Origin of the sequence: Bradyrhizobium sp. CB3481, assembly GCF_029714305.1 — a bacterium.
In the GTDB taxonomy this organism is placed as follows: Bacteria; Pseudomonadota; Alphaproteobacteria; order Rhizobiales; family Xanthobacteraceae; genus Bradyrhizobium.
The window spans coordinates 3,025,572-3,046,372 of sequence record NZ_CP121647.1 but is presented as its reverse complement, the minus strand read 5'-3'; the positions used below and the strand labels follow the sequence as shown (position 1 = coordinate 3,046,372).

The window sequence follows — 20,801 nt, the reverse complement described above, 5'->3', positions numbered from 1 at the left end:
GCAAGCGTGTCGCAACGCTTGCGGGATCAATTACCCCATCGCTACCTCAGTATCCACCCCTGCGATAGCCGCCACTATACTGGCCGCCGCCATAGTGGCCGCCGCGGCCGCCGCCGAAACCACCGAGACCAATGCCGATGCCGATGCTGACCGGCGGCGGTGGCGGCGCGTCGTACACCACGCGCGGGGGCGGACGGCGGACGACCACGACGTCGTCATCATCCGGATCGCTCCGGCGCGGCGGCTTGCGATCGCCCCGCTTCTTCGGCGTTTCAGGCTCGACGCGCCGGACCGGCGCATTGACCTTGATCGGCTGCTGTTGCGGCGGCTGCGCGTTGCAGGGACAGGTTAGCGCGACGTTTTGCGGGATCGCGGCGTTGGCCGCAGCGACGGCCGGCGTGAACTCGGGCCGGTTGCGCAGCCGCTGCTCGAGCTTGCGCGCGGTCGCGCTGAGATCGCTGTCGGGGAATTTCGCCAGGAACGAGCGATATCCAGACGCGGTGTTGATCAGCACGGCCTCGTTCCACGCCACCATGCGGCGGTGCCGGACCAGCCACTCGCGTGCCAGCCGCCCAAGCGTCGTCTGCGGATAGAGGCCGGCAAACGCCTCATAGGCCTCGTCGGTACCGTCGGCCACGATCAACTCGTTCGCCGCTTCGACCGGCTTGCCGTTCAGGTCGCGCGTCCACTCGGCCACGGTCTTCTTGGGTGCGGCGGCGGGCTTCGGTCCTGCGACCGATGCGCCCGCGAAGCGAAAATCTTCCGTTAGCGAGGAGCTGTCCCATGGGGTCTGGCGTCCCTCGGTGACCTTGTTCACCGCAAGCCGCACCCGCTTGAAGGTCTCCTCGATCGGAATCTGCTCGCGTCCGGCCGCAAGCAGCGCGGTCGTATACGGGCTGTTGGAGCCGCTGCCGTCCTCGGCAACCGCGCCTGGCGAGGTCGAGAACGACAGGAACGTGCCGGGCGCGCCGACCTTGGCGTCGACCAGCGCAAGGCCGCTGCCGGCCGTCTTCAATTCCGGGAACGGATTGTTGCGGCAGGCGTCGAGCATCAGGATGCGCATCCGGCTCGGCACCGAGGTCAGAGTGTTCAGGACGTCGTTGAGGCGAACCGCCTGGAGCGGAATGTCGGCCTCGCGCTTGGCGTCGATATCGACCGGGATCAGGAAATTCTCGCCGTCGACCTGCAACCCATGGCCGGCATAAAACATCAGGGCAACGGTGTCGGCGCCCTTGGCCGCCACCTTGCCGGCGAATTCGCTGACCGCCTCGCGGATCTGATTCTGCGAAAGGTCGGAGGCGGTCGACACTTCGAAGTCGGAATCGGTCAACAATTGCGTGACCGCCTTGGCGTCATTGGCGGGATTGGGCAGCGCCGGCACCGAGCGATAGGCGGACTGGCCGATCACCAGTGCAAGACGGCTCTCGGCAAAGGCCGGGTGTGTTCCCAGGACAAGCGCGGCGGGAATCATCAGCTTGAGCAGCGTGTGACGGAACATGATGCCAGCTCCAGACAATACAGGTTAGCGATTGGTCACGGCCTCGAGGCCAAAGGTTCAGGCCGGTCGCGCGATGGGAGGTGTGACAAGAAGCCCGATTCAGCGGCGATGTTGTCGCGAGCCAACGTCCTGCGAAGTGATGTGAATCACAGTCGCGAGATCGTTATGTTGACAGGACCGCAATGGTCTGTCCGGAACGCAGCCTTCGGGTTAAGAACAACCTTAGATGCGGCGGATCGGGGTTCACATAGCGCTGGTGGCGGGCGCAGCGCTGGCGCTTGCGGGTTGTGGCTTTGCCGATATCCGCGCGCCGGTGCCCGAATTCATGCGCGCCAAGGTGCCCGAAGCCGCCCCGCTCGAGCCGCCGCCCAACGTCAAGCGCTTGCTGAAGGACAAACTGGATTCGGTCTTCACCGCGGCCTCGCAGCCGGCCAATGTCCGCGTATCCGAGCCGCGCCCCAACCTCCGCGGACCCGGCTGGACCGCCTGCGTCAAGGCCGAGGTGGTTTCGGTGACCGGCAAGCCGCTGGGCACGCAGACCTATCGGATCGAGATTTCCGATGGCGTGATTGCCGATCGCAGGCAGATCGAGCCGGAGGATACCTGCAACAACGAGAGCTATGAGCCGATCTAGAGGCAGCGGGTCGCTGCGCGGACCGGACAAAGCTTCAGCGCGCTCGACAACGAGAGCAGCACGCGTGCGCCGCGGGTCGGATTGTCGGGCGCGCGATAGCTGAGCGGCGCCGCTACGCCGATATCGGCCTGCAGGCCGTCGAGCATGAAGAAGCGGACGCCGGCACCGGCTGAGACGAGCGTGATGCCGTCGCTGGGGCGATACCCGTCATTCCAGGCAACGCCGCTGTCGACGAAGCCGTAGAGCTGATAGCCGCTGAGATAGCGCAGGCTGGTCTTCTGGTCGAAGCGCAATTCGACCGAGCCCGCCAGGCCGTTATCGCCGCTGATCTCGGCGCTGCCATAGCCGCGACCGAAGGCGAGGCCGCCGAGATAGAATTGCTGCGAGGTGAACAACGGGCCGGACGCGGCCTGCCCGGCCGCGGCCAGTTTCAGCGACCAGGCATCCGCCAGCGCCTGGTAGCGCGTGAACCAGAAATTCAATGCGGAGAAATTGCCGGATGCGCCGACGCGCGACAGGTAGTCGTCGCCGCGGTGCGACGCACCGAAGATATCGAGGCCCTGGCGATAATTCACCGTCAGATAATTGGTGCCGCCGAAATTGTCCTGCAGGCGGTAGTCCGCCGTCAGGCTCGCCGTGCGGATGCGATCGGCATAGATCGGGCCGAAGACATCGTTTTCGTTGGAATTGGTGAAGCCGGCGGCCGCGGTGAGCGTCAACGTGGATTTCTGCGATTGCAGCGGAACGATGCTGCCGCGAAATTCGAACGACTCGGTCTTGATGTTGTCGCTATAGAGGCGACGGTAATCGCCGGGCCAGACTTCGCTGTAATAGCCCGACGCGCCGATGCGTGCGCCATCGGTGCCGACCGGCATCTCGTAAGACAGACGGCCGAATGCGAGCTGGCGCACATCGCCCGGTGTGGTCGAGAGATTGACCACAAAGGAGTCGCCCGGCGTCAGATAGGAATTGAACGCGGCCGTGCCGTAGCTTTGCCAGGGTCCGACCGACGACGAGCCCAGATTATCGACGCCGAACGACGTGAAGACATGCCAGGTCTTCACCGAGAGGATCAGGCGGAAATGGCCGCTGGCCGTGCCGATCTCATCGATCGCGGTATCCTCGATCCGCACGCCGGGCCGGCCGTTGATGAGCAGCAATTGCCGTTCGAGCGTCGCCAGCCGCGAAGGCTGTTCCGCCAGCACGGCGCCAAGCATCGCGCGGACGCCGAATTGCCCGGCGGCGTCTCCCTTCAGCGTCAACTCGGTAATGCTGCCTTCGATGACCTGGATGCGAAGCGCGCCACCTTGGATGTCCTGCGGCGGAACGATTGCCCGGCTGAGATGAAAGCCGGCGGCACGATAGACGTCGCTGACCGCGCTGGCGATCGCGGCCAGATCGCCCTGCGACACCTGTTTCCCGAGAAAGGGTTGATACGCCGTCACCAGCCGATCCTGCGGGATGGCTACCGCGCCGGCGATCGCGACGTGCCGAAGCACAAACAGCGGCCGGGAATCCCCTCGCCCGGTTGCCCCCGCGAATTGCGGCGATGGCAATCGAGGCCGGCCGTTCGCGCCTTGGCTGGATTGTTGATCCTCGAAGCGCTTTTCGGTCTGCCTCGGATCGTAGGCGGGCTGGTTCGCCTGCTGCGCATGCGCCGGCAAACAAGCGACGGCCCACCAAGCGAAGCTGAGCACTGGCAGGCAATATCGGACAGCGACGGTTGCACCTGGGCTTCTCCGTACATCTACGGAGAGGAACCTATGCTCATGCGTCGAACTGCTAGCCATCTGATTTTTAATAGTTTTTTATGGTAAATGGATGGTTAACGCGCCCCGCGCACAACACGCTTCTCGCTCACTCAATGTTGAAACATTTCCGATAGCGTCTTGGGACAAAGCGGCAATCGGAGAGAGTTTCATGCGTGCGATTCCCCACGTCTCAAGAGCCCTTGCGGCAGCGTTGGTCATGGCGGCGTCGGCCGCTTTTGCCGCCGATGGCGACACGTGGACGGTCAGCAAATTCTCTGGCGAGGTCTGGCTCGCCGGCTCAGACGTGCAGCAGGCATCGCTGAAGCAGGAAGACGTGCTGAAGCCGGGCGACACCGTGCGCACGGGCCGCAACGGCCGCGTGCTCCTCAAGCGCGGCGAGGAAATGATCATGCTCGCGCCGAATTCGGTGGTCGGCATCCCCGCCGAGAAGAAGGAAGGCCTTTCGACCACGATCGTGCAGCAGGCCGGTACGATCCTGCTCGATGTCGAAAAGCGCAACGTCAAGCATTTCGAGGTCGAGACGCCCTACCTCGCCGCCGTGGTGAAGGGCACGCAATTCCGTGTCACCATCAACGCCGGCAAAACCACCGTCGACGTGATCCGCGGCCAGGTCGAAGTTTCCGATTTCAAGTCGGGCCAGACCGCCCAGGTGATGGCGGGCCAGCACGCGACGGCCTTTGCCAGCGGCAAGCTCGGTTTGTCGCTGGGCGGCGCCGGCACGCTCAGCCCGATCGAACATGGCAAGCCGCGCGCCCCCTCGATCGAGCGGGTGCCGGTGCCACGCAACGGTCTCGCCGCCCCGCGCCATGCGTCCAATGGGCAGGACACGCACGCGAACGCTCATTCCGCAAAGCTCGGCGTGACGCGCATCCCCTCGTCGATCGGCGAAGTCCGGGTCAATTTCCATCGCGTCACTAACGGCCTCGCCCATGGCGGCTCTGCCGCAAGCGCCGCCTCGCGCGGTTCGTCCGAACCCAGCACGGTCTGGAACTCATCCGCTCCGGGCCTGGAGACGGCCGCCGCCAACAATGGCCTGGGCGAGAACAGCAATGGAAACGGCGCCACTGCAAGTGCCGAAGGCCGGGCCAATGCCAGCGCGGCAGCGGCTGCCGCTGGCGGCAATGCCAACAGCGGCAACAGCAACGGCGCCAACAGTGGCAATGGCGGCAACGGCAACGAAGTCGCCGCCGTCGGAGGTGGCAACGGAGCTAACGGCAGCGGTCGCGGCAACAACGGACATGGAAGAGGCCGCTAGCCGCGGCTTCAACGTCGAGACCCTTTAGATCCGAACCACCAGAATGGTGAGCCAGTGAAACGATACCGGTCGCATATTTTCGTGATGATTGCGCTCGCAATCGTCACGGCAGGTGGCTGGCATGGCCCGCTTCGCAATGCACTGGCCGACTTCAGATTCGCATGGCAATCGCGCCAGGCCAGCGGCAATGTCGTCGTCGTCGCCATCGACGCACCCTCAATCGACAAGGTCGGCGTCTGGCCGTGGCCGCGCGAGCTTCATTCCGAACTGCTGCGGCAGCTGCAGAAGGCGGACGCGCAGGACATCGCGCTCGACGTCGACTTTTCCACGCCATCGGACGCCGCATCCGACCGCAACTTCGCCGAGGCCTTGGAGAGCGCGGGCGGATCGATCGTGCTGCCGTCGTTCCAGCAGCCCGGCGCCGACCGGAAGAATCTTCACGTCAACCGCCCGCTGCCACAATTTGCCGAGCATTCATGGCCTGCCCTGGTCAATGTAGAGGTCGGGCCGGACGGCCTGGTTCGCCGTTATCCGTTCGGCGAGAAGATCGACGGCAAGTTCGTGCCCTCGATGGCAGCCGTGCTCGCCGGACAATATACGGAAAAGCGCGCGCCCATCCTGATCGACTTCAGCATCCGCACCACGGCGATTCCCAAGCTGGCCTATGCCGACGTCCTGCGCGGCGATGAAGCGACGCTGCGCAAGCTGACCGGCAAGAAGGTCGTCGTCGGCGGCACGGCGCTCGAACTCGGTGACCGCTTCAGCGTCCCGAACGGCGTAATCCTGTCCGGCCCGGTGCTGCAGGCCCTTGCCGCCGAGTCGCTGCTGCAGAACCGCGCGCTGCAATGGACCTCCGGCGCCGTCACGGCAGCTGGCCTTGCGCTGCTTGCGCTCGTCATGCTGGCAACGTGGCGCCGACTGTCCGCCGGCAAGCGTGTGGCGCTGCTGCTGGCAATGGCGGTCGCGGTGGAAGCCGCCGCATTCCTGTTGCAAGCGATATTTCCGATCATTCCGGACACCGCGCTGTTTCATATCGCCGTCGTCATCTACATCGCTGCCGTCGCGCTCGACGAAATCGATATCCGTAATCTGCTCGGCCGGGTCGCCGAGAGCCGCTTCCAGCGCGTGGCGATGTCGCTGGGCGACGGGCTGATCTGCACGGATTCCCGCTACATGATCACGGAATGGAATCCCGGTGCGACGGCGATTTTCGGCTACCAGCCCGACGAAATGATCGGCCGTCCCTTCGACGAGATCTGCGCCCGCGACGAAACCGTTGCAACCGCCGCCTTTTCGATCAGGGACGCCGCGGCACTCGCTGCAGGAAGCGTGATCGAATTCAACGGACGGCGCAGCAATGGCGAGGTGTTTCCGGTCGAAGCCAGCTTCTCCGGCTGGCAGGGCACCGACGGATTCCAGTTCGGTGCGATCCTGCGCGACATCTCGGTGCGCAAGCGCGAGGCCGAACGCATCAGATATTTGGCCGAACACGATACGCTGACGGGGCTGATCAACCGAAACACGCTTCACGACCAGCTTGAGGCGAAAATGTCCGCGGCCGAAGCGGGCGGCCGCAAGGTGGCATTGCTGGTGATCGGCATCGACGGGTTCCAGCAGATCAACGACATGCTTGGCAACAATTGCGGCGATCTCGTGCTGCGCGCCATTTCGAAGCGACTGACGGCGGCCATTCCACCTACGGGTCTGCTCGCGCGCTTGAGCGGCGACGAATTCGCCATCGCCGTTCCCATGGGCGATATCGCAGAAAATCTCGGCCGCTTCGCCGAACAGATCGGCGATAGTTTTGACGCACCGCTGCTGGCCGGCAACCGCCACCTCCGCGTCAAGGTCAGCATCGGCGCCGCCGTTTGCCCGGGCGATGGACGGACGGCCGACGAACTGCTCAGCAATGCGCATCTGGCGCTGAGCCGCGCCAAGGCCACCAACCGCGGCGGCTATGTGCTGTTCGAGGATTCCATCCGCCGTGAACTGGAGAAGCGCCTGACATTGGAGGCCGAGCTGGCGCTGGCCGCGGACCGCAACGAGTTCGAACTGTTCTACCAGCCGCAACTCCATCTGGCCGACGGCCGCCTGGTCGGCGCCGAAGCCTTGATACGCTGGCGTCATCCGCAGCGAGGCCTGGTCTCGCCCGGCGAGTTCATGCCTGTCGTCAACACCTCGCCGATTTCCGAGCGGATTGCCGAATGGGTACTGCAGGCCGCCTGCGCCAAGGCAGCCGCCTGGGAGCGCGCGGGGCACCGGCTGCGCATCGGCGTCAACCTCTCGCCCTCGCAGATGGAGTCCGGCGATCTCGCGATCTCGGTCGCACAGGTGCTCGCCAACACCGGTTTGAGTCCGACCAGCCTGGAGCTCGAGGTCACCGAGGACATCCTGCTCCACGACGAGCAGGGCGCGCTAAACACGTTCCGCGAGATTCAGGAGCTTGGCGTTCACCTCGTGTTCGACGATTTCGGCACCGGCTTTGCCAGCCTCAGCTACCTCAAAAAATTTCCGCTCGACGGGCTGAAGATCGACCGCTCCTTCGTCCTGGGCCTGCTGACCAATCCCGATGACGCCGCGATCGTCAGTTCGACCATCGGCCTTTCCAAGCAACTGGGCCTCTCCGTCATTGCCGAAGGCATCGAGGACCGGGCGACCGCCGACTTCCTCGTGAGGATGGGCTGCGAGGAAGGCCAGGGCTATTGCTTCGGCCGCCCGATGCCGGCCAGCGAGTTCGAAGCAAAATTCCTGTCCGCTCCGGCAACGGCCGAAGTGGCGTGACGGCGGCGCGGCCCGATCAGGCTGAACAAACCATTAACGCGACCGCTCAAATCGGAGCGTCTCAGCAACGCCATTTTCCACCTCTTTCCACTAGCCTTGCCCCGTGAACGCGATGGCCGCGACGCTCGAATGGCGCCGGCGGCCGCATAAGTCGCGAACGGGGATACGGGGAAGTGGCTGACATAGCCGACACATCGACGGTGCATCGTGCATCAAGCACAGATGCGAATGCGCGTGCGGCGGAATCCGGCGCAGCGCTGCTGGCGCTTGCCGGCGTTTCCGCGACGCACTGGCGCGCGCTATCCGAACGCGCCGCCGAGCCGAACGGCTACTATCTGCCCGAATGGGAATTGGCGGTGAACGCGTCGGCGCGCGGTCGCGGCGGCGCTGCCGCGCTCGGCGCATGGCGCGATGCCTCGCTGATCGGTCTCGTGCCCGTGATCTCGATGTGGCGCGCCTACAAGATCCCCCTGCCCGCCCTGGTCAGCGCCGATCCCTACGGCACGCTTTGCACGCCGCTGCTCGATGCCGACATGGCCGAGGAAGCCGTGACGGGCCTGTTGCAGCAAGCACGGCAGGCCGGCGCGCATGCGCTGATCTTCCGCGCCACCTCGCTCGAGGGCGCCGCCATGAAGGCCTTCACCGACGTGCTGCATCGTGGTGGCATGCGGCCCGTCGTGCTGCAATCGCATGTCCGCGCCTGCCTCGATGCCAACGCCGACGCCGACGAGACGCTGCGCGAGGCGCTCGGCGCAAAGAAGCTGAAAGAGCTGCGCCGCCAGCGCAACCGCCTCGCCGAACAGGGCGCCGTGCATTTCGACGTAGCCCGGACGCCAGCTGAAACAGCCATTGCCATCGAAACATTCCTGACGCTGGAAGCCAGCGGTTGGAAAGGCCAGCGCGGCACCGCGCTCAGCCAGGACGACGGCGATGCGGCCTTCATCCGCCGGGCAGTCCCCGCCTTGGCCGGGTCCGGCCAGTGCGAGATCGTCACCTTGCGCGCCGGCGAAACACCGGTGGCGGCAGCGATCGTGCTGCGGCATCGCAGCCGCGCTTTCTACTTCAAGCTCGGCGTCGACGAGCGCTTTGCGAAATTCTCTCCCGGCGTGCAGCTGACGCTGGATCTGACCCGGCATCTCTGTGCCGACCCCGATATTTCGGCGGTGGATTCCACCGCGGGCCCCGACCATCCCATGATCAACCCGATCTGGCGCGGGCGCCTCGCGATCGGCGATGTCCTGATCCCGCTGCGGCGGAACGATCCGGTGGTTGCGCTGATCCGCACAGCGCTCGGCCTGCGCGGCGCCATCCGCGAACCGGCGCGCCGCCTCGTCCACTTCGTCCGGGCACGGCAGGAGAAATCCTAGATGAATACGCTCACAGCCATTGCGCCGGCGATTACGGCCGACCGCGACGCGCTGCGCCGCGATTTTCCGCTAAAGCCGTTCGCGATCCGCCACAAGCTCGCCGGCCATCCGCTGCTGACGCTGCCGCGCATCGCGCAACTGGCGTCCGAGCTGCCGCGCGACCTGATCGAATATAATTCCGGCAAGGTCGCGATCAGCCAGGACCCGGATGCAATCCCGACCGTCGACCTCGACCCGGTCGAAGTGGTGAAAAGCATCGAGACCGCCGGGGCCTGGATGGTGCTCAAGCGCGTCGAGAATTTCCCGGAATACCGGGCGCTGCTGGAGGATGCGCTGCTGTCGGTCGCCCGCGCCCGCGGCTTCAATAGCCTGCTCGATGCGGGCTTTGAGCAGGTCGAAGGCTTCCTGTTCGTATCCTCGCCGAACTCGACGACGCCGTTTCATCTCGACAGCGAAGACAATTTCTTCGTCCACATCCACGGCGAAAAATACTTTACGATCTTCGACAATACCGACCGCTCGATCGTCTCCGACGACGAGATCGAGCGCTCGATGACCAAGCATCGCAATTTGAAATACGACGAGCGCATCGCGCCGCGCGGCATGGAATTCCACCTGCTCGCGGGCGACGGCTGCTACGTGCCGTACCAATGGCCGCACTGGGTGCGCACCGCCGGCTCGTTCTCGATCTCGATGGCGATCACCTGGAAGACGCGCGAAGTGCGGCGGACGAACGATTTGCACTTCTTCAACTCGATGCTGCGCGGCATCGGCCTGCCGCAGCAGCCGCCAGGCAAGCAGCCGGTGCGCGATGCGCTGAAACTGGCGTTCTATCGGACGGTGATAGCAGCGATCAAGCCGCTGCGCGCCTCGATGGCGATGCGCCGCGTGCTGCGGCGGATCGCGCTCGGCAAGCGGGCGAATTACTATTTGAAGGGTGCCTGAGCGACCTCCTCACTGCAGCGGCGAATGCGGCGCCGGCAGCATGATGGTCGAGTGCATCTCCTCCAGGAAGCCCGGCCCCTTGCCGAGAAATTCCTGCCATGCGGGGTCCTTCATCGCGTTGCCGCGGGCCTCAGTGCGGGCGTTCAGGCTGGGATAGGCCCAGATGTGGCAGGCCTCGTTCGGCTGCCCTGCTTCAGTCGTCCAGAGGCCGACGATCTTCGAATATTTTTCACGCTCGGGCAGCACGCCGGTGAACGCATCGAGCCATTGCTTGAGGCCGCCCGCCGCCTTGGCGCGGTAGTTGCGGAGTTCATAGACATTGCCGGTCGAGGCCGGCGCAACCGGCGGCCGCACCGCATTCATCAGGCGAACCTCCTGACGCACCAGAAGGGGACGGATCAACGCCACATATTCATTGGTCCAGCGCGGATTTTTGGCCAGCTCCGCGCGCAGCCGCGCCCGCTCGTCAAAACTGTTGTAGCTCCACATATGCAGGACCTGGTTGAGCGGCCCGATCTCGGTGAACCAATAGCCTTCGAGCTTGCCGTAATCGTCCTTGCGGATCTCGCGCGAGATCGTGCTCGCGGCCTTGACCATGTCGCCAAGCGTGCCGGGCTTTAACGTGTAGGTTCGCAGTTCGTAGATCATGACGCCTCCCCAGTTGTTGTGTTCATCGAACTCGCAAGAACGGTACGTACTTGAGACCGCAACCGATCCACCTGACGGGCCCGAAAACCGCGCGAACGATATATGAAAGGGAGCTTGGTCCCTCGTTCCCTGGACGCAGCGCAGCGCGCAGCGGTGCGCTGCTGATCCGGGGTCCATCGCGGCGGCTTGGGTCCCGGCTCTGCGGCGCAGCGCTGTGCGCTGCACCGCGTCCGGGACACGCAAAATCACTCCGCCGCCTGTGTATTGATTTCGCCCGATACTTGCCGGATCGCGCGGGCGAGCTGTTCGGCGGGCTGGGCGCCGGAGACGGCATACTTCTGCGCGAAGACGAAGGTCGGCACGCCGGAGATGCCCTTGTCCGAGGCCTCCTGCGCTTGAGCCGAGATCCGCGTGACATCCTCGTCGGTGGCGAGGCGCCTGCGCACATCGTCGGCGTCCAGCCCGACATCGGCCGCAGCCTGCACCAGCACGTTCACATCGGTCAGATCGCCGCCATCGCGAAAATACAATTCCATCAGGCGCTGCTTCATCTCGGCGGCCTTGCCCTGCGCTTCCGCCCAGTGGATCAGGCGGTGGCAATCGATGGTGTTGGGCTGGCGCTTCACCAGATCGGGCCGGTAGGTCAGGCCCTCCTCGCCCGCGGCGGCCACGACGCGGCCGGCGATGCCCTTGTAGGCTTCGACCGAGCCGAACTTGGCGGTGAGATATTCGTCGCGGCTGATGCCCTCGCGCGGCACCCAGGAATTGAGGAAGAACGGCCGCCAGCGCACCTCGACGGGAACATCGGGCACCAGCGCCAGCGCGTTCTCGATCCGCCGTTTGCCGATATAGCACCACGGGCAGACCACGTCGGAGACGATGTCGATCGTGAGGGGTTTCAGGGCGCTCATCGGGGCCTCCTCGCTGAATGATCGCCGGAAGGTAGTCCGATCGGGCGGAGAGACAAGGGCGATATCGGCATGTCTCGTATCACTTCACCTCCGCGGTTATTGTGGGGTGCGGCCGGCCTTTCTAGAACTCCGTAACCCGATCTGAACCGCGGAGCCCAAGCAATGACCGCCATTTTCAAGCCCGAAGGCCCCCTGTTTCGCGCCACCGAGCACGCCGGCGGGCCCTGGTCGCCCGATATGCTGCAGGGCAGCGCCACCACGGCGCTGATGACGCGCGAGGTCGAGCGGATTGCTGGGGCTTCCGGCTTTGCGGTCCGCCGCCTCACCTTCGACCTGTGGCGGCCGGCCGGACTGCGCGCCTTCGGCCTAGCGACGGACATGCTACGCGACGGCCGCAAGGCCAAAACGATCCAGGTGCGACTCACGGACGGCGACGTCGAGATCGGCCGCTGCACGGCGCTGTTGACGGTGCAAGGCGGCGAGTCGCCGGCCGATCCATTCTCGAAGGACGGCGCCGACGCCGCGCCGGAAACTGGCACGCCGCCGCCCGCCTTTGCGCAGAAATGGAGCCGCTATTTCCAGAACGTCTCGGTGCGGCTGATCGAGGGCGCGCTGGAGAAGCCGGGTCCCGCGGCGGCATGGATGCGGCTCGACGTACCGATGGTCGACGGCGAGACCAACACGCCGCTGCTACAGGCGGTGCAGGCCGCGGATTTTGCCAGCGGCGTCGGCCAGATCGTCGACATGCGGGAATGGACCTTCATCAATCCCGAGATCAGCCTGTACTTCTTCCGCCCGCCGGAGGGCGACTGGATTTTGATCCGCTCGCGTACCCGCACCGGCGCCGATGGCGCCGGCCTGACCATGGCGAGTCTGAGCGACCGCAAGGGCCCGTTTGCCGAAGTGCTGCAGGCCATGACCTTCGAGCGCCGCGCCGTGCAGGCTCAGGCCTCCTGAGCCGCGAGCGCGGTGAGCGCCGTCTCGGTGGCGGCGTCCGCCGGCATGAACATCTCCACGCGCAATTCCTGCAACGTGACGTCCTGCGGCGTGCCGAGCGTCAGCACCGCGCCGATCAGGCCGATGCTGATATCGCCCTTCTTCAGCCGCACCTCGCAGAGCGGACCCGGCGTCTCGCTATCGCCGAGCTTGGGTGCCGGCATATCGGGCAGCTTCAGCAGCTCGCGCCATGTCGATTGCAGCGCCAGATCGAGCGGCGCGGCCATCGCCTCGTGGCGGGCGCGCGCCAGCAATGCTGCCGCGACGTCCGGCCAGTCCACCACGAACGGGCGCAGTTCATCAGGAGCCAGAAACATCCGCATGTGATTGAGCGGCCGCATCATCCGCGCTTCGCCGAGCAGCATCGTCATCAGCCGCGCGGCGGCGCGGTTGGCTTGCATCACGTTCCAGCGGCGGTCGGTGACAACAGCCGGAAACGGCTCGTGCCGGCGCAGCAGCAGGTCGATGGCGCGCCTGGCGTCGGCGACTTCGGGCGCGGATAGATCGCGCTCGCCATATTGCCGGGCGAAGCCGCCGGCTTCCAGGAGCGCGTTGCGGTCGCGCAAGGACAGACCGAGCGCGGCGGCCAATTGCAGCAGGATGTCGCGGCTGCCCGCGGCCTTGCCGGTTTCGACATAGCTCAGATGCTTGATCGAAATGCCGGCCTCGAAGGCGAGATCGGCTTGGCTCATGGCGCGGCGACTGCGCCAGCCGCGCAGGAGATCGCCGACCGGGTTGATCGGCAGTTGTGCATGTTGGCGCGAGTCCATGTGGGGATTATGCGGAGGAGACGCGGCTGTGTAAACGGCCCGTGTAGGATGGGTAGAGCGCAGCGAAACCCATCAATACCGTTTATGACGCTGATGGGTTTCGCTTTCGCTCTACCCATCCTACGGATTACGTGAGACTCGCCGCGATCTGCCGCATCCGCTCGGCCGTCAGATCATCCGCGGGGAAGAATGTTTCCAGCGCCAGCTCCTGCAGCGTGACGTCGACCGGCGTGCCGAACACCATCGTGGTCGAGATGAAGCTCAGCACCTCATCATTGCGGCGCAGCTTGAAGGGGATCGCGACGTTGTCGGCCGAGACCGGCCCCGACCGCGCCGGCATCCGATACGCCTTCAGCTCCTGATAGAGCTTGAGCAGCTCGGGATCGGCCGTCGCCTCGCACTGCCGGTGCAGCCGTTCCAGAAGATGTGCGCTCCATTCGGCGAGGTTGACCGTGCGCGGCGCCAGCCCCTCGGGATGAAAGGCGAGCCGCAAAATGTTGAAGGGCTGCCCGAGCAGATGCGGCGGCAAGCCTTCGAGCAGCGGTGCCACCATGCGGTTGGCCGTCACCAGATTCCAGTGCCGGTCATAGGCCAGCGCCGGGTTGGGCTCATGCGCCTTCAGCACCAGATCGATCGCCTGCCGCGCGGATTTCAGCGCAGGATCATCCAGTGAGCGCTGCGGAAAGGCCGGCGCAAAGCCCGCGGCGACCAGGAGCACGTTGCGTTCACGCAAGGGAACCTCCAATCGCTCGGCGAGCTTCAGCACCATTTCACGCGACGGCGTAGCGCGGCCGGTCTCGACGAAGCTGAGGTGACGCGCAGATATCTCGGCATCGCCCGCCAGATCGAGCTGGCTCAAATGGCGGCGCTGGCGCCATTCGCGCAGGTGGTCGCCGACATGGAGGGGTTTGGATCGTTCGGCTCGAGCCGTGGCAGCATATGCATTCATGGTGGAAAACCTACCATGCGAATTTCATCCATTCCATTACGTCCGAGGTAATGGATATTGACATCTAACAAGCTGAAATCGCGTGATTTTTCTTTATCGACTCCTTACCGATACCAACACAAATACCAACATCTCATCGAGCATCGGCAGGAGGTAATATTCCGTTCGATCATCGAGTCTCTTGTCCTCACTGTCTCCCTCCCCAGCATACAACCTGATCAAAGTTGCATCACGGCTTAAACACATCTGCCCGTACTTCAAATCGGTGATTGACCGAAGGTATCGGCCTAATTCCCGGCGAGAACTACTTCACGTTCCCTACGACTGGCGTCGCAGCAACCGGGTCTCGGCGCGCAGGCTCGCCGCGATTGTTCCGACATGGCTGAACGCGTGGCGCGAAAAGAGTGGAAACTCCGAGGCGAAAGTCGTCTTCGTCGTCCACTCCATGGGCGGGCTCGTCGCCCGTCACTACGTCGAATGCCTCAAGGGCTGGAAGATGACCACCACCATCCTGAGCTTCGGCACGCCATACAAAGGATCCGGTAACGCGCTCGGTTTCCTGTGCAACGGATTCGCCTGGAAAATCGGACCGGTGAAAGCCTTCGACGGTACGGACGTCCTGCGATCGTTCGATTCGGTTTATCAGCTGCTGCCGACCTATCCGTTCGTGAAGGAGCCCGGCCAGGGGCTCTAGCGCACCTTCGAACTCGGCCTACCGAACCTCGACCGGGGACGGGCAAACGCCGCGCATGCATTCCATGAGGAGATCCGCATCGCTCAGGAGCGTAATGCCCGATCCGAGGAATACCTCCGGTCTGGTCCGCGCGTCCGGCCGGTGATCGGCTCCGAGCAGCCGACCGTGCAATCCGCAGCCTGGGACGGGAGCACTCTCACCACGCTGACGGTGCGCGACGGCGAGGACGTCTCAGGTGACGGCACAGTGCCTCGCGTCTCGGCGCTCCCTCTGGAATTAGACTTCGTGAACGCTACATACGTTCCCAACACGCATTCCGCGCTGCAGAGCGACGAAGTCTCCTTCGGGCACATGCGGAGCGTGCTCACCGAGGCCGACCTGGATCCCCGAACCTACCGGGCGGGCTTGGGCAGAAGCTTTTCGCTGTATCTCGAACACGCCTACCGCTCCGGACAGAACGTCCGCATCGAGGCGACGGCCACCGAAAACGTCCAGATCATCGGTGGCGTACTCGAACGCGCCGACGAAGCCGCGAAGCCGAGACCCGTGAAATTGAGGCCCACGGGAGATCGGCATCGCGTGGACCTGCCGCTTGAGCCGGTGCGTATCGCGTGCGTCTCTCCGCCGACCAATTCCACCCCATCGAAGACGTTTTCCTCGTCGTCGCCGACTGATCATTCGGAAGCCGATACAATGAATGAATCGCCCCCATGGACGTGGTCGATGAAGCGCCACTCGCCGATCCGCTCCAGACAGTTCTTCATCAGCGGCCATTTCAACGAGCCCGCCGACGAATGGCCTTACGCGGTCGAGAAGCTCGTCCGCCTGCAGGACCTCGTCTTCGAGATCAAGGTCACAACGCGGCCGAGCAATGTCATCAAGCTCGAAGGCAATGTCGCCTCCGAGCATGTCAAGCGGCTCTTCGCAAAAATCCTGACCGACTTCGACCCCAAAAAAGGCCCGGGTGGCGAACAGACTCGAGGTCACAGCGCCGTTCCGCCTCTTCAGGCTGACCGCTCCCACGGCGAGCGCGTTCGCCACCTGGGCCGGGGATTGGATTCCGAAACGTACGTTGCGGCCCTCGTAATCGGCGTATTGGTACGGCGGGCTTCGCGAATGGGGCGCGTTGCCGACGGCCGCGCAGAACAGGCGGGTCGCGTTTCCGGCGTTGTATGCGAGGTTGTCCAGCACGGCCGAGGTGCTGGTCGGACGGCCGTCCTCCGACTCGCCGACCGGGATTTGGGCCAAGCAGTACACACGGCGCGCGGACTTCTTCTCGCCGATATCGATGGCACGTTGCAGTGCGTCGCGCCCAGGTACCGTCGCCGGCTGAGTGGGCGATGTCACGACGACCGACTCCAGATTCGCCTCGAGGACGATCGGGCCTCATTTCGATATCGCTTGTTCGAGGTCGCCATACAGCGCGCGGCCCGCCATCTTCGTGCCGTGACCGGAATGATCCTCAGTCCCCCAGGGGGGCTTCGACCGTGCTGCAATCGGCGGCCGCAAGCGATCCCTTGAGCAGAGGATTGTTCCTGTTCACTCCGGTATCGAGGATCGTGACCTTTGGCGCTGTCGCCGGCGCCCGCTCTATGCGACGAGAGATCGCGCTCATCGCGATCTCGCGATCTTCGGCATCCAGGCTAAAGAAGCCTGAAGCGACCGAAGAGGCGCTCCGGAGTTCGACGACGGCGGCACTCTGCCGCGCTAGCCGCTGCAGCCCGAGGGGTGTCGCCACGATGCCGTGGATGACTGTCTCGACGAACTCGGTAGGTCTTCCGAAGAATTCGACGTCCAGCTTCTTCGCGGCCTTGAGAAAGTACGGCTGGAGCTGCGCCTGCGTCCACACCTTCCCGTCTCGCCTTTGTGCGGCTCGTCGGAACCACTCTCAAACAGTCCGAAATTGGTCGGCCTGTCCATCTTGCGAAAACGGTTGTTCGAACTGAGATCCCTCCGCACCGGAGGATCGTACTCGGCATATTCGTCGAGGTTCGTCTTGAGGCCTTTCAATCTGGACTTCGTCACGAAGAACGTCGCCTGATCGGAGCCGTCGTTATTTCGCCCTCGGATTCCGCCTCGTCGGAGCGGCGAACGTTCAGGATCTTCAGCCCCGTCGGCGAGGATTGCCTGCCCTTCCCGACCCTCAGCCCGACGTTCGGACGTCCCAGCACGGTCAGCGGCATACCTCGGTGCCGGGCGGGAAGTCCGATATCGGCCTGTTCGCCGACGTATTCCCCGAACTTTTCGGTCGCGATATTGAGTTCTCTGCGGAGGCGGCGCGCGTGGGCGGCGCGATCCACGAGCGCATCTTGCGCATACTGCGCGACGATCGCTTCTACTGCCTGCCTCAACTGAGCGGGCTCATGTGCGAGCTGCAATCCGAAGCCGGTGGATTCCGAACGCCGTTTTACCACTACCGGGAATCGCAAGTCACTGGTGCTCTCAGTTCCGCGACGCATCACGCGAAAATTCGGCATCGGCACGCCGCGATCGCGCATGAGCGCCTTGGTGATCACCTTGTCGAGCGCCAGCCCATTTCCAAGGGTGCCCGCCCCGGTGTAGGGGACTCCGGCCAACTCGAGCATGGCCGGAACGTGGGACAAGCGGCACTCGCCCTGAACTCCCGTTCGCCAAATTGAAGACGATTCCGGAGGGGCTCACTTGAGGATCGGGTGGCATAAATCGCTCGAGCGCGGCGAGCAGTCCTTTATCGCCTTCGGACAGCAGCGTCTCGTGGCCGCCCTCCTGCAGTGCCGTTACTACCCTTTTGATCACATCGCGGTCATATTCCTCCCGACAAGATTGACCGAAACGGTTGATCACGCCCGTGTGATCATGGTTCCGACGATGGCTACTCGCATGAGGTACTCCCTGGGTGCCCGCTAGCACATTCATGCGCTCGGATTTCGTTAACAAGAGCAACAGCCCGTCTGAATCCCGAGCGCTTTCACTGTGTTCAGTGCAACCGGCATGCCACTGAAGAGGTGTGCGAGCAAATGCGGAAAAGCACGTTGGTCGTGCCGCGCCGGCGAAGTACTTGTACCTCAGTGTGTCGGCTTGCGAACATCGGCGTCTTCAATCGGACGCGCGTGAACACGAGAACATGGAAGGTCCTGCAAGGGGGCGAGAGAGGCTCACAAGTGCAGAAGTTGCGGGCTTTGATCCGGGAACGCACGGGCGCTCGGTGTACTCAACACCAAGACGCCCGCCGTCTTCCGGATTTAGTGGCAATCCTGCTTTACGGCGTCACCAAGAAAGGCCTTGATGTCCTCCAGTGGTACATCAAAGGAAAACCCTGTTTTGCGGCCCAGGACGTGCACAGCGACGAGCTCACCACGACTGTTATAAAGAGCGCCGCCAGAGCTACCAGGCGCAGTCGCAGCATTGTGTTGTATGAGGCCATGCCGACCGTCATCTGTAGTATCACCGAGCTCACCATTGGCACCGAAATCGCGGTAGCTTCGGTTGACGCTGGAAACGATACCCTTAGTCAGGCTTGAGTAGAAAGACCCGTAAGGGTTACCAACGGCTAGCACGGTGTCGCCTCTATCAACACCCTGGCAGGCGAGCTTAGCCACCCCGCCGGTCCGACCTTCGACCTTCAGCAGCGCAAGATCGAGTTCTTCGGAAAAAAGCACGATCTTAGAGACGAAGATGCGTCGCTCGGTGATGTTAGGACCGTTGTAGACATGCTGGGTTACAGTCCCCGGATCTTCAATCCGGTACCTCTTTGTCTCGACTTCTCCGTCCTTTCCGACCGTGTCCTTGTCGACATACCGGTAAAGATCCTTAACGCAGTGCGCCGCTGTCAACACAAGGTTTTCGCCGATAAACGTGCCAGAACAACCATCACCAACGAGGGCGTTGGTCTCGTCGATCTGTTTGTTCAGAGCCTTCATGTCCATCGACATAGCCGGTGTAGTTATCAGCAATGCAAGCAGAGCAATGCGGCCGATCAGGATCTTGCGACTCATCTCAGTTAGCGCCGCTAGCGCGTTGATACCACCCTTGCCGTAGAACGCGATTTGTCTCAGGGAAGCCACCTTGCTCTCCATCAATCGATTGCCTTTACATCACGCGATGTGCGCGAGCTTGTTTCTGTCTCAGAAACGGGGCACACGGGTTCAAGGGAAGGAGAGCATCGCTCGTTCTCGCGCGTCTGCGTGCACTCAGCCCTCGCTCAGTGTTGCTGCATCTGTCTAGCAACCGCCGTACCAAAAGCGTCCCAGTTATTTAAGCTGTTGATTCGTTGGAGAAATGGCGCCCAGCGCTGCGGCAACTTGTCTTGAAGCTGACAGGAGCTGTGCCGCCGTCAGTACCGAACGTAACGAAGTCGCACATCGTGGCCTAACTTTTTAAAAGAAAGTTCAGCTTCTGCAAGCCGCCCCTATCGCGCGATTTTCAGGAGAGCGACGGTACAGATCTCTGTCGAACATTGAAGGCCCCGGACCAGCGACGGGTGTCTGTCGTCAGCAGGGCGCTCCGCTGTCGTGGAAGCCTCTGCTTGGTCGGCAATGGCCGCGAATGGCACGCGTTGCTAGAGTTCTGTGGGGTTTTTGGTTCGACTGTCCAGGACGGCGCTTACGATCCGGCCTCACCTAAATATCTGTTTCTTGTTAGCATGAAGAGTCCAACCGGCGAGATGGAGCCTCTACCGCCACAACGGACAGAACGAGCCACTCGAGAGCCCGCTCCGCACTGCACTGGAGTGGAAGCCGTTCCCTTGGATTGGAAGTGAGAGATGAACTGTCCCCCGCACCGAAGGAGGCAGCATGACCGACAAGCAACCCACTGCATGGGCGTACGAGCTGGCCACGGAACTCTTCCGTGGATCGCCGGATCACAAACCCATCTAAAGCGCTGGAAGTCCAGGCTTTCGTTCAGCAAGCCCGACGTCCCCGAAGAGTCCATCCGTAATCTTCGGCCGCTCTTTGAGGAGGAAGCGGCGGTACCTACCAACACAGCGGCTACGGAGGATATTCGCGCCCGCATACAACATTGGAGGCTGTGATGGCGAAGTTCCACATCATAGTCGAAAATGTCGCCGGCAAGCTCGATGAGCGTATCGTTGATGCTGACGGGGCCGAGCTGCCAGAGCAGGTCAGCGACTTTGTCCATGAGGTCTGCTCTCTTCGAGATGGCGATGTCATCCGCATTGTCGAGAAGGAGGATCGCTGATGCCCTGGCTCACGATCGAGAGCGCTCCGGACGGCGTGGCAGTCATGACCAAGATTGACGACGAGCACGGTGTCCGCAACGAGCAGGTGTTGGTCCGTAAGGGCCGGCTCTGGTGGCACGAGGACGGCAGCATGTACGTCTACTACACGCCAACCCATGGGAGGCCAAAATGACGAGCGAAGCCAACAGGAGCAAGAGCCATGAAGTAAGCGACCCCCACTGTTAAACCCGAGAGTGCGACTGCGTTTGATTGACCGGTGAAGCCGGGAGCGACCGGCCCCCAGAGCCCGACCAGCGGCGGGCAAACACAATCCGCTGGCGCAATTCAATGCCCGTCGATTTCTCCCCCATCATCGTCGGACTGCTGCTCCCCGAAGGATGCAGTGTGGTTGGAGCGAAACCT

At 63.4% G+C, this 20,801-nt stretch carries 19 protein-coding genes; 10 read left to right on the top strand and 9 right to left on the bottom strand.

Annotation, left to right across the window (positions count from 1 at the left end; all coding sequences use genetic code 11):
• Nucleotides 1-46 precede the first annotated feature (46 nt).
• The gene (locus QA643_RS14620) at nt 47-1,498 is read right to left on the bottom strand and encodes a caspase family protein (protein ID WP_283033828.1); all 1,452 of its coding nucleotides are present in this window, start codon (nt 1,496-1,498) and stop codon (nt 47-49) included.
• Between the two features lie 226 nt (nt 1,499-1,724).
• Here QA643_RS14620 and QA643_RS14615 point away from each other — a divergent pair, with 226 nt between their 5' ends.
• Nucleotides 1,725-2,132, top strand: coding sequence for a hypothetical protein (locus QA643_RS14615; protein WP_283033827.1), 408 nt, complete (start codon nt 1,725-1,727; stop codon nt 2,130-2,132).
• Here QA643_RS14615 and QA643_RS14610 read toward each other — a convergent pair.
• Nucleotides 2,129-3,829, bottom strand: coding sequence for a ShlB/FhaC/HecB family hemolysin secretion/activation protein (locus tag QA643_RS14610; protein ID WP_283033826.1), 1,701 nt, complete (start codon nt 3,827-3,829; stop codon nt 2,129-2,131). The genes QA643_RS14615 and QA643_RS14610 overlap by 4 nt on opposite strands.
• Nucleotides 3,830-4,052: 223 nt before the next feature.
• Here QA643_RS14610 and QA643_RS14605 point away from each other — a divergent pair, with 223 nt between their 5' ends.
• The 4 genes from QA643_RS14605 to QA643_RS14590 all read left to right on the top strand — a co-directional run bounded on the left by QA643_RS14605 (nt 4,053) and on the right by QA643_RS14590 (nt 10,252).
• Nucleotides 4,053-5,159 carry a FecR family protein gene (locus QA643_RS14605; RefSeq protein ID WP_283033825.1) on the top strand — a complete coding sequence of 369 codons (1,107 nt, stop codon included), beginning with the start codon at nt 4,053-4,055 and terminating at the stop codon, nt 5,157-5,159.
• A 54-nt stretch (nt 5,160-5,213) separates the two neighbouring features.
• Nucleotides 5,214-7,940: an EAL domain-containing protein gene (locus tag QA643_RS14600; protein ID WP_283033824.1), complete on the top strand. Its 2,727-nt coding sequence runs from the start codon at nt 5,214-5,216 to the stop codon at nt 7,938-7,940.
• 173 nt (nt 7,941-8,113) lie between these two features.
• The gene (locus QA643_RS14595; protein ID WP_283033823.1) at nt 8,114-9,307 is read left to right on the top strand and encodes a GNAT family N-acetyltransferase; all 1,194 of its coding nucleotides are present in this window, start codon (nt 8,114-8,116) and stop codon (nt 9,305-9,307) included.
• The gene (locus QA643_RS14590; RefSeq protein ID WP_283033822.1) at nt 9,308-10,252 is read left to right on the top strand and encodes a cupin-like domain-containing protein; all 945 of its coding nucleotides are present in this window, start codon (nt 9,308-9,310) and stop codon (nt 10,250-10,252) included.
• Nucleotides 10,253-10,261: 9 nt separating this feature from the next.
• Here QA643_RS14590 and QA643_RS14585 read toward each other — a convergent pair whose 3' ends face one another.
• A complete protein-coding gene (locus tag QA643_RS14585; RefSeq protein WP_283033821.1) occupies nt 10,262-10,900 on the bottom strand; it encodes an NIPSNAP family protein in 639 nt (212 codons plus the stop codon).
• A 245-nt stretch (nt 10,901-11,145) separates the two neighbouring features.
• A complete protein-coding gene (locus tag QA643_RS14580) occupies nt 11,146-11,811 on the bottom strand; it encodes a DsbA family oxidoreductase (protein WP_283033820.1) in 666 nt (221 codons plus the stop codon).
• A gap of 162 nt (nt 11,812-11,973) precedes the next feature.
• Between QA643_RS14580 and QA643_RS14575 the strand changes: the two genes are divergently transcribed.
• On the top strand, nt 11,974-12,768 hold the full coding sequence (locus tag QA643_RS14575; RefSeq protein WP_283033819.1) for a thioesterase family protein: 795 nt from the start codon (nt 11,974-11,976) through the stop codon (nt 12,766-12,768).
• Here the strand turns inward: QA643_RS14575 and QA643_RS14570 are convergent.
• Nucleotides 12,756-13,577 carry a helix-turn-helix transcriptional regulator gene (locus QA643_RS14570; RefSeq protein WP_283033818.1) on the bottom strand — a complete coding sequence of 274 codons (822 nt, stop codon included), beginning with the start codon at nt 13,575-13,577 and terminating at the stop codon, nt 12,756-12,758. The genes QA643_RS14575 and QA643_RS14570 overlap by 13 nt on opposite strands.
• A gap of 127 nt (nt 13,578-13,704) precedes the next feature.
• Complete coding sequence (locus QA643_RS14565) at nt 13,705-14,526, bottom strand: helix-turn-helix transcriptional regulator (protein WP_283033817.1); 822 nt, start codon at nt 14,524-14,526, stop codon at nt 13,705-13,707.
• A 181-nt stretch (nt 14,527-14,707) separates the two neighbouring features.
• Here QA643_RS14565 and QA643_RS14560 point away from each other — a divergent pair, with 181 nt between their 5' ends.
• Both QA643_RS14560 and QA643_RS14555 read left to right on the top strand, forming a co-directional pair.
• A complete protein-coding gene (locus QA643_RS14560; protein WP_283033816.1) occupies nt 14,708-15,220 on the top strand; it encodes a hypothetical protein in 513 nt (170 codons plus the stop codon).
• A gap of 141 nt (nt 15,221-15,361) precedes the next feature.
• Nucleotides 15,362-16,741: a hypothetical protein gene (locus QA643_RS14555; protein WP_283033815.1), complete on the top strand. Its 1,380-nt coding sequence runs from the start codon at nt 15,362-15,364 to the stop codon at nt 16,739-16,741.
• Here QA643_RS14555 and QA643_RS14550 read toward each other — a convergent pair.
• The 3 genes from QA643_RS14550 to QA643_RS14540 form a co-directional block, all read right to left on the bottom strand.
• The gene (locus QA643_RS14550; protein ID WP_283033814.1) at nt 16,683-17,069 is read right to left on the bottom strand and encodes a hypothetical protein; all 387 of its coding nucleotides are present in this window, start codon (nt 17,067-17,069) and stop codon (nt 16,683-16,685) included. The two genes, QA643_RS14555 and QA643_RS14550, sit on opposite strands and share 59 nt — an antisense overlap.
• A gap of 172 nt (nt 17,070-17,241) precedes the next feature.
• Nucleotides 17,242-17,805, bottom strand: a complete 564-nt coding sequence (locus tag QA643_RS14545; RefSeq protein WP_283033813.1) for a hypothetical protein — start codon at nt 17,803-17,805, stop codon at nt 17,242-17,244.
• 636 nt (nt 17,806-18,441) lie between these two features.
• A complete protein-coding gene (locus QA643_RS14540) occupies nt 18,442-19,263 on the bottom strand; it encodes a trypsin-like peptidase domain-containing protein (RefSeq protein WP_283033812.1) in 822 nt (273 codons plus the stop codon).
• Between the two features lie 967 nt (nt 19,264-20,230).
• On the opposite strand from QA643_RS14540, the gene QA643_RS14535 reads away from it, so the two are divergent.
• Together QA643_RS14535 and QA643_RS14530 are read left to right on the top strand one after the other, a co-directional pair.
• Nucleotides 20,231-20,398, top strand: a complete 168-nt coding sequence (locus tag QA643_RS14535; RefSeq protein ID WP_283033811.1) for a hypothetical protein — start codon at nt 20,231-20,233, stop codon at nt 20,396-20,398.
• A complete protein-coding gene (locus QA643_RS14530) occupies nt 20,398-20,571 on the top strand; it encodes a hypothetical protein (protein ID WP_283033810.1) in 174 nt (57 codons plus the stop codon). The genes QA643_RS14535 and QA643_RS14530 overlap by 1 nt, the downstream gene beginning before the upstream one ends.
• The last annotated feature ends 230 nt before the right edge of the window (nt 20,572-20,801 follow it).

Excerpts from the sequence above, each read along its gene's own strand:
- QA643_RS14620 (WP_283033828.1), bottom strand. The coding sequence starts at position 1,498 with ATGTTCCGTCACACGCTGCTCAAGCTGATGATTCCCGCCGCGCTTGTC.
- QA643_RS14580 (WP_283033820.1), bottom strand. The coding sequence starts at position 11,811 with ATGAGCGCCCTGAAACCCCTCACGATCGACATCGTCTCCGACGTGGTC.
- QA643_RS14605 (WP_283033825.1), top strand. The coding sequence starts at position 4,053 with ATGCGTGCGATTCCCCACGTCTCAAGAGCCCTTGCGGCAGCGTTGGTC.
- QA643_RS14565 (WP_283033817.1), bottom strand. The coding sequence starts at position 14,526 with ATGAATGCATATGCTGCCACGGCTCGAGCCGAACGATCCAAACCCCTC.
- QA643_RS14590 (WP_283033822.1), top strand. The coding sequence starts at position 9,308 with ATGAATACGCTCACAGCCATTGCGCCGGCGATTACGGCCGACCGCGAC.
- QA643_RS14530 (WP_283033810.1), top strand. The coding sequence starts at position 20,398 with ATGCCCTGGCTCACGATCGAGAGCGCTCCGGACGGCGTGGCAGTCATG.
- QA643_RS14575 (WP_283033819.1), top strand. The coding sequence starts at position 11,974 with ATGACCGCCATTTTCAAGCCCGAAGGCCCCCTGTTTCGCGCCACCGAG.
- QA643_RS14615 (WP_283033827.1), top strand. The coding sequence starts at position 1,725 with ATGCGGCGGATCGGGGTTCACATAGCGCTGGTGGCGGGCGCAGCGCTG.
- QA643_RS14545 (WP_283033813.1), bottom strand. The coding sequence starts at position 17,805 with ATGCTCGAGTTGGCCGGAGTCCCCTACACCGGGGCGGGCACCCTTGGA.
- QA643_RS14570 (WP_283033818.1), bottom strand. The coding sequence starts at position 13,577 with ATGGACTCGCGCCAACATGCACAACTGCCGATCAACCCGGTCGGCGAT.
- QA643_RS14585 (WP_283033821.1), bottom strand. The coding sequence starts at position 10,900 with ATGATCTACGAACTGCGAACCTACACGTTAAAGCCCGGCACGCTTGGC.
- QA643_RS14535 (WP_283033811.1), top strand. The coding sequence starts at position 20,231 with ATGGCGAAGTTCCACATCATAGTCGAAAATGTCGCCGGCAAGCTCGAT.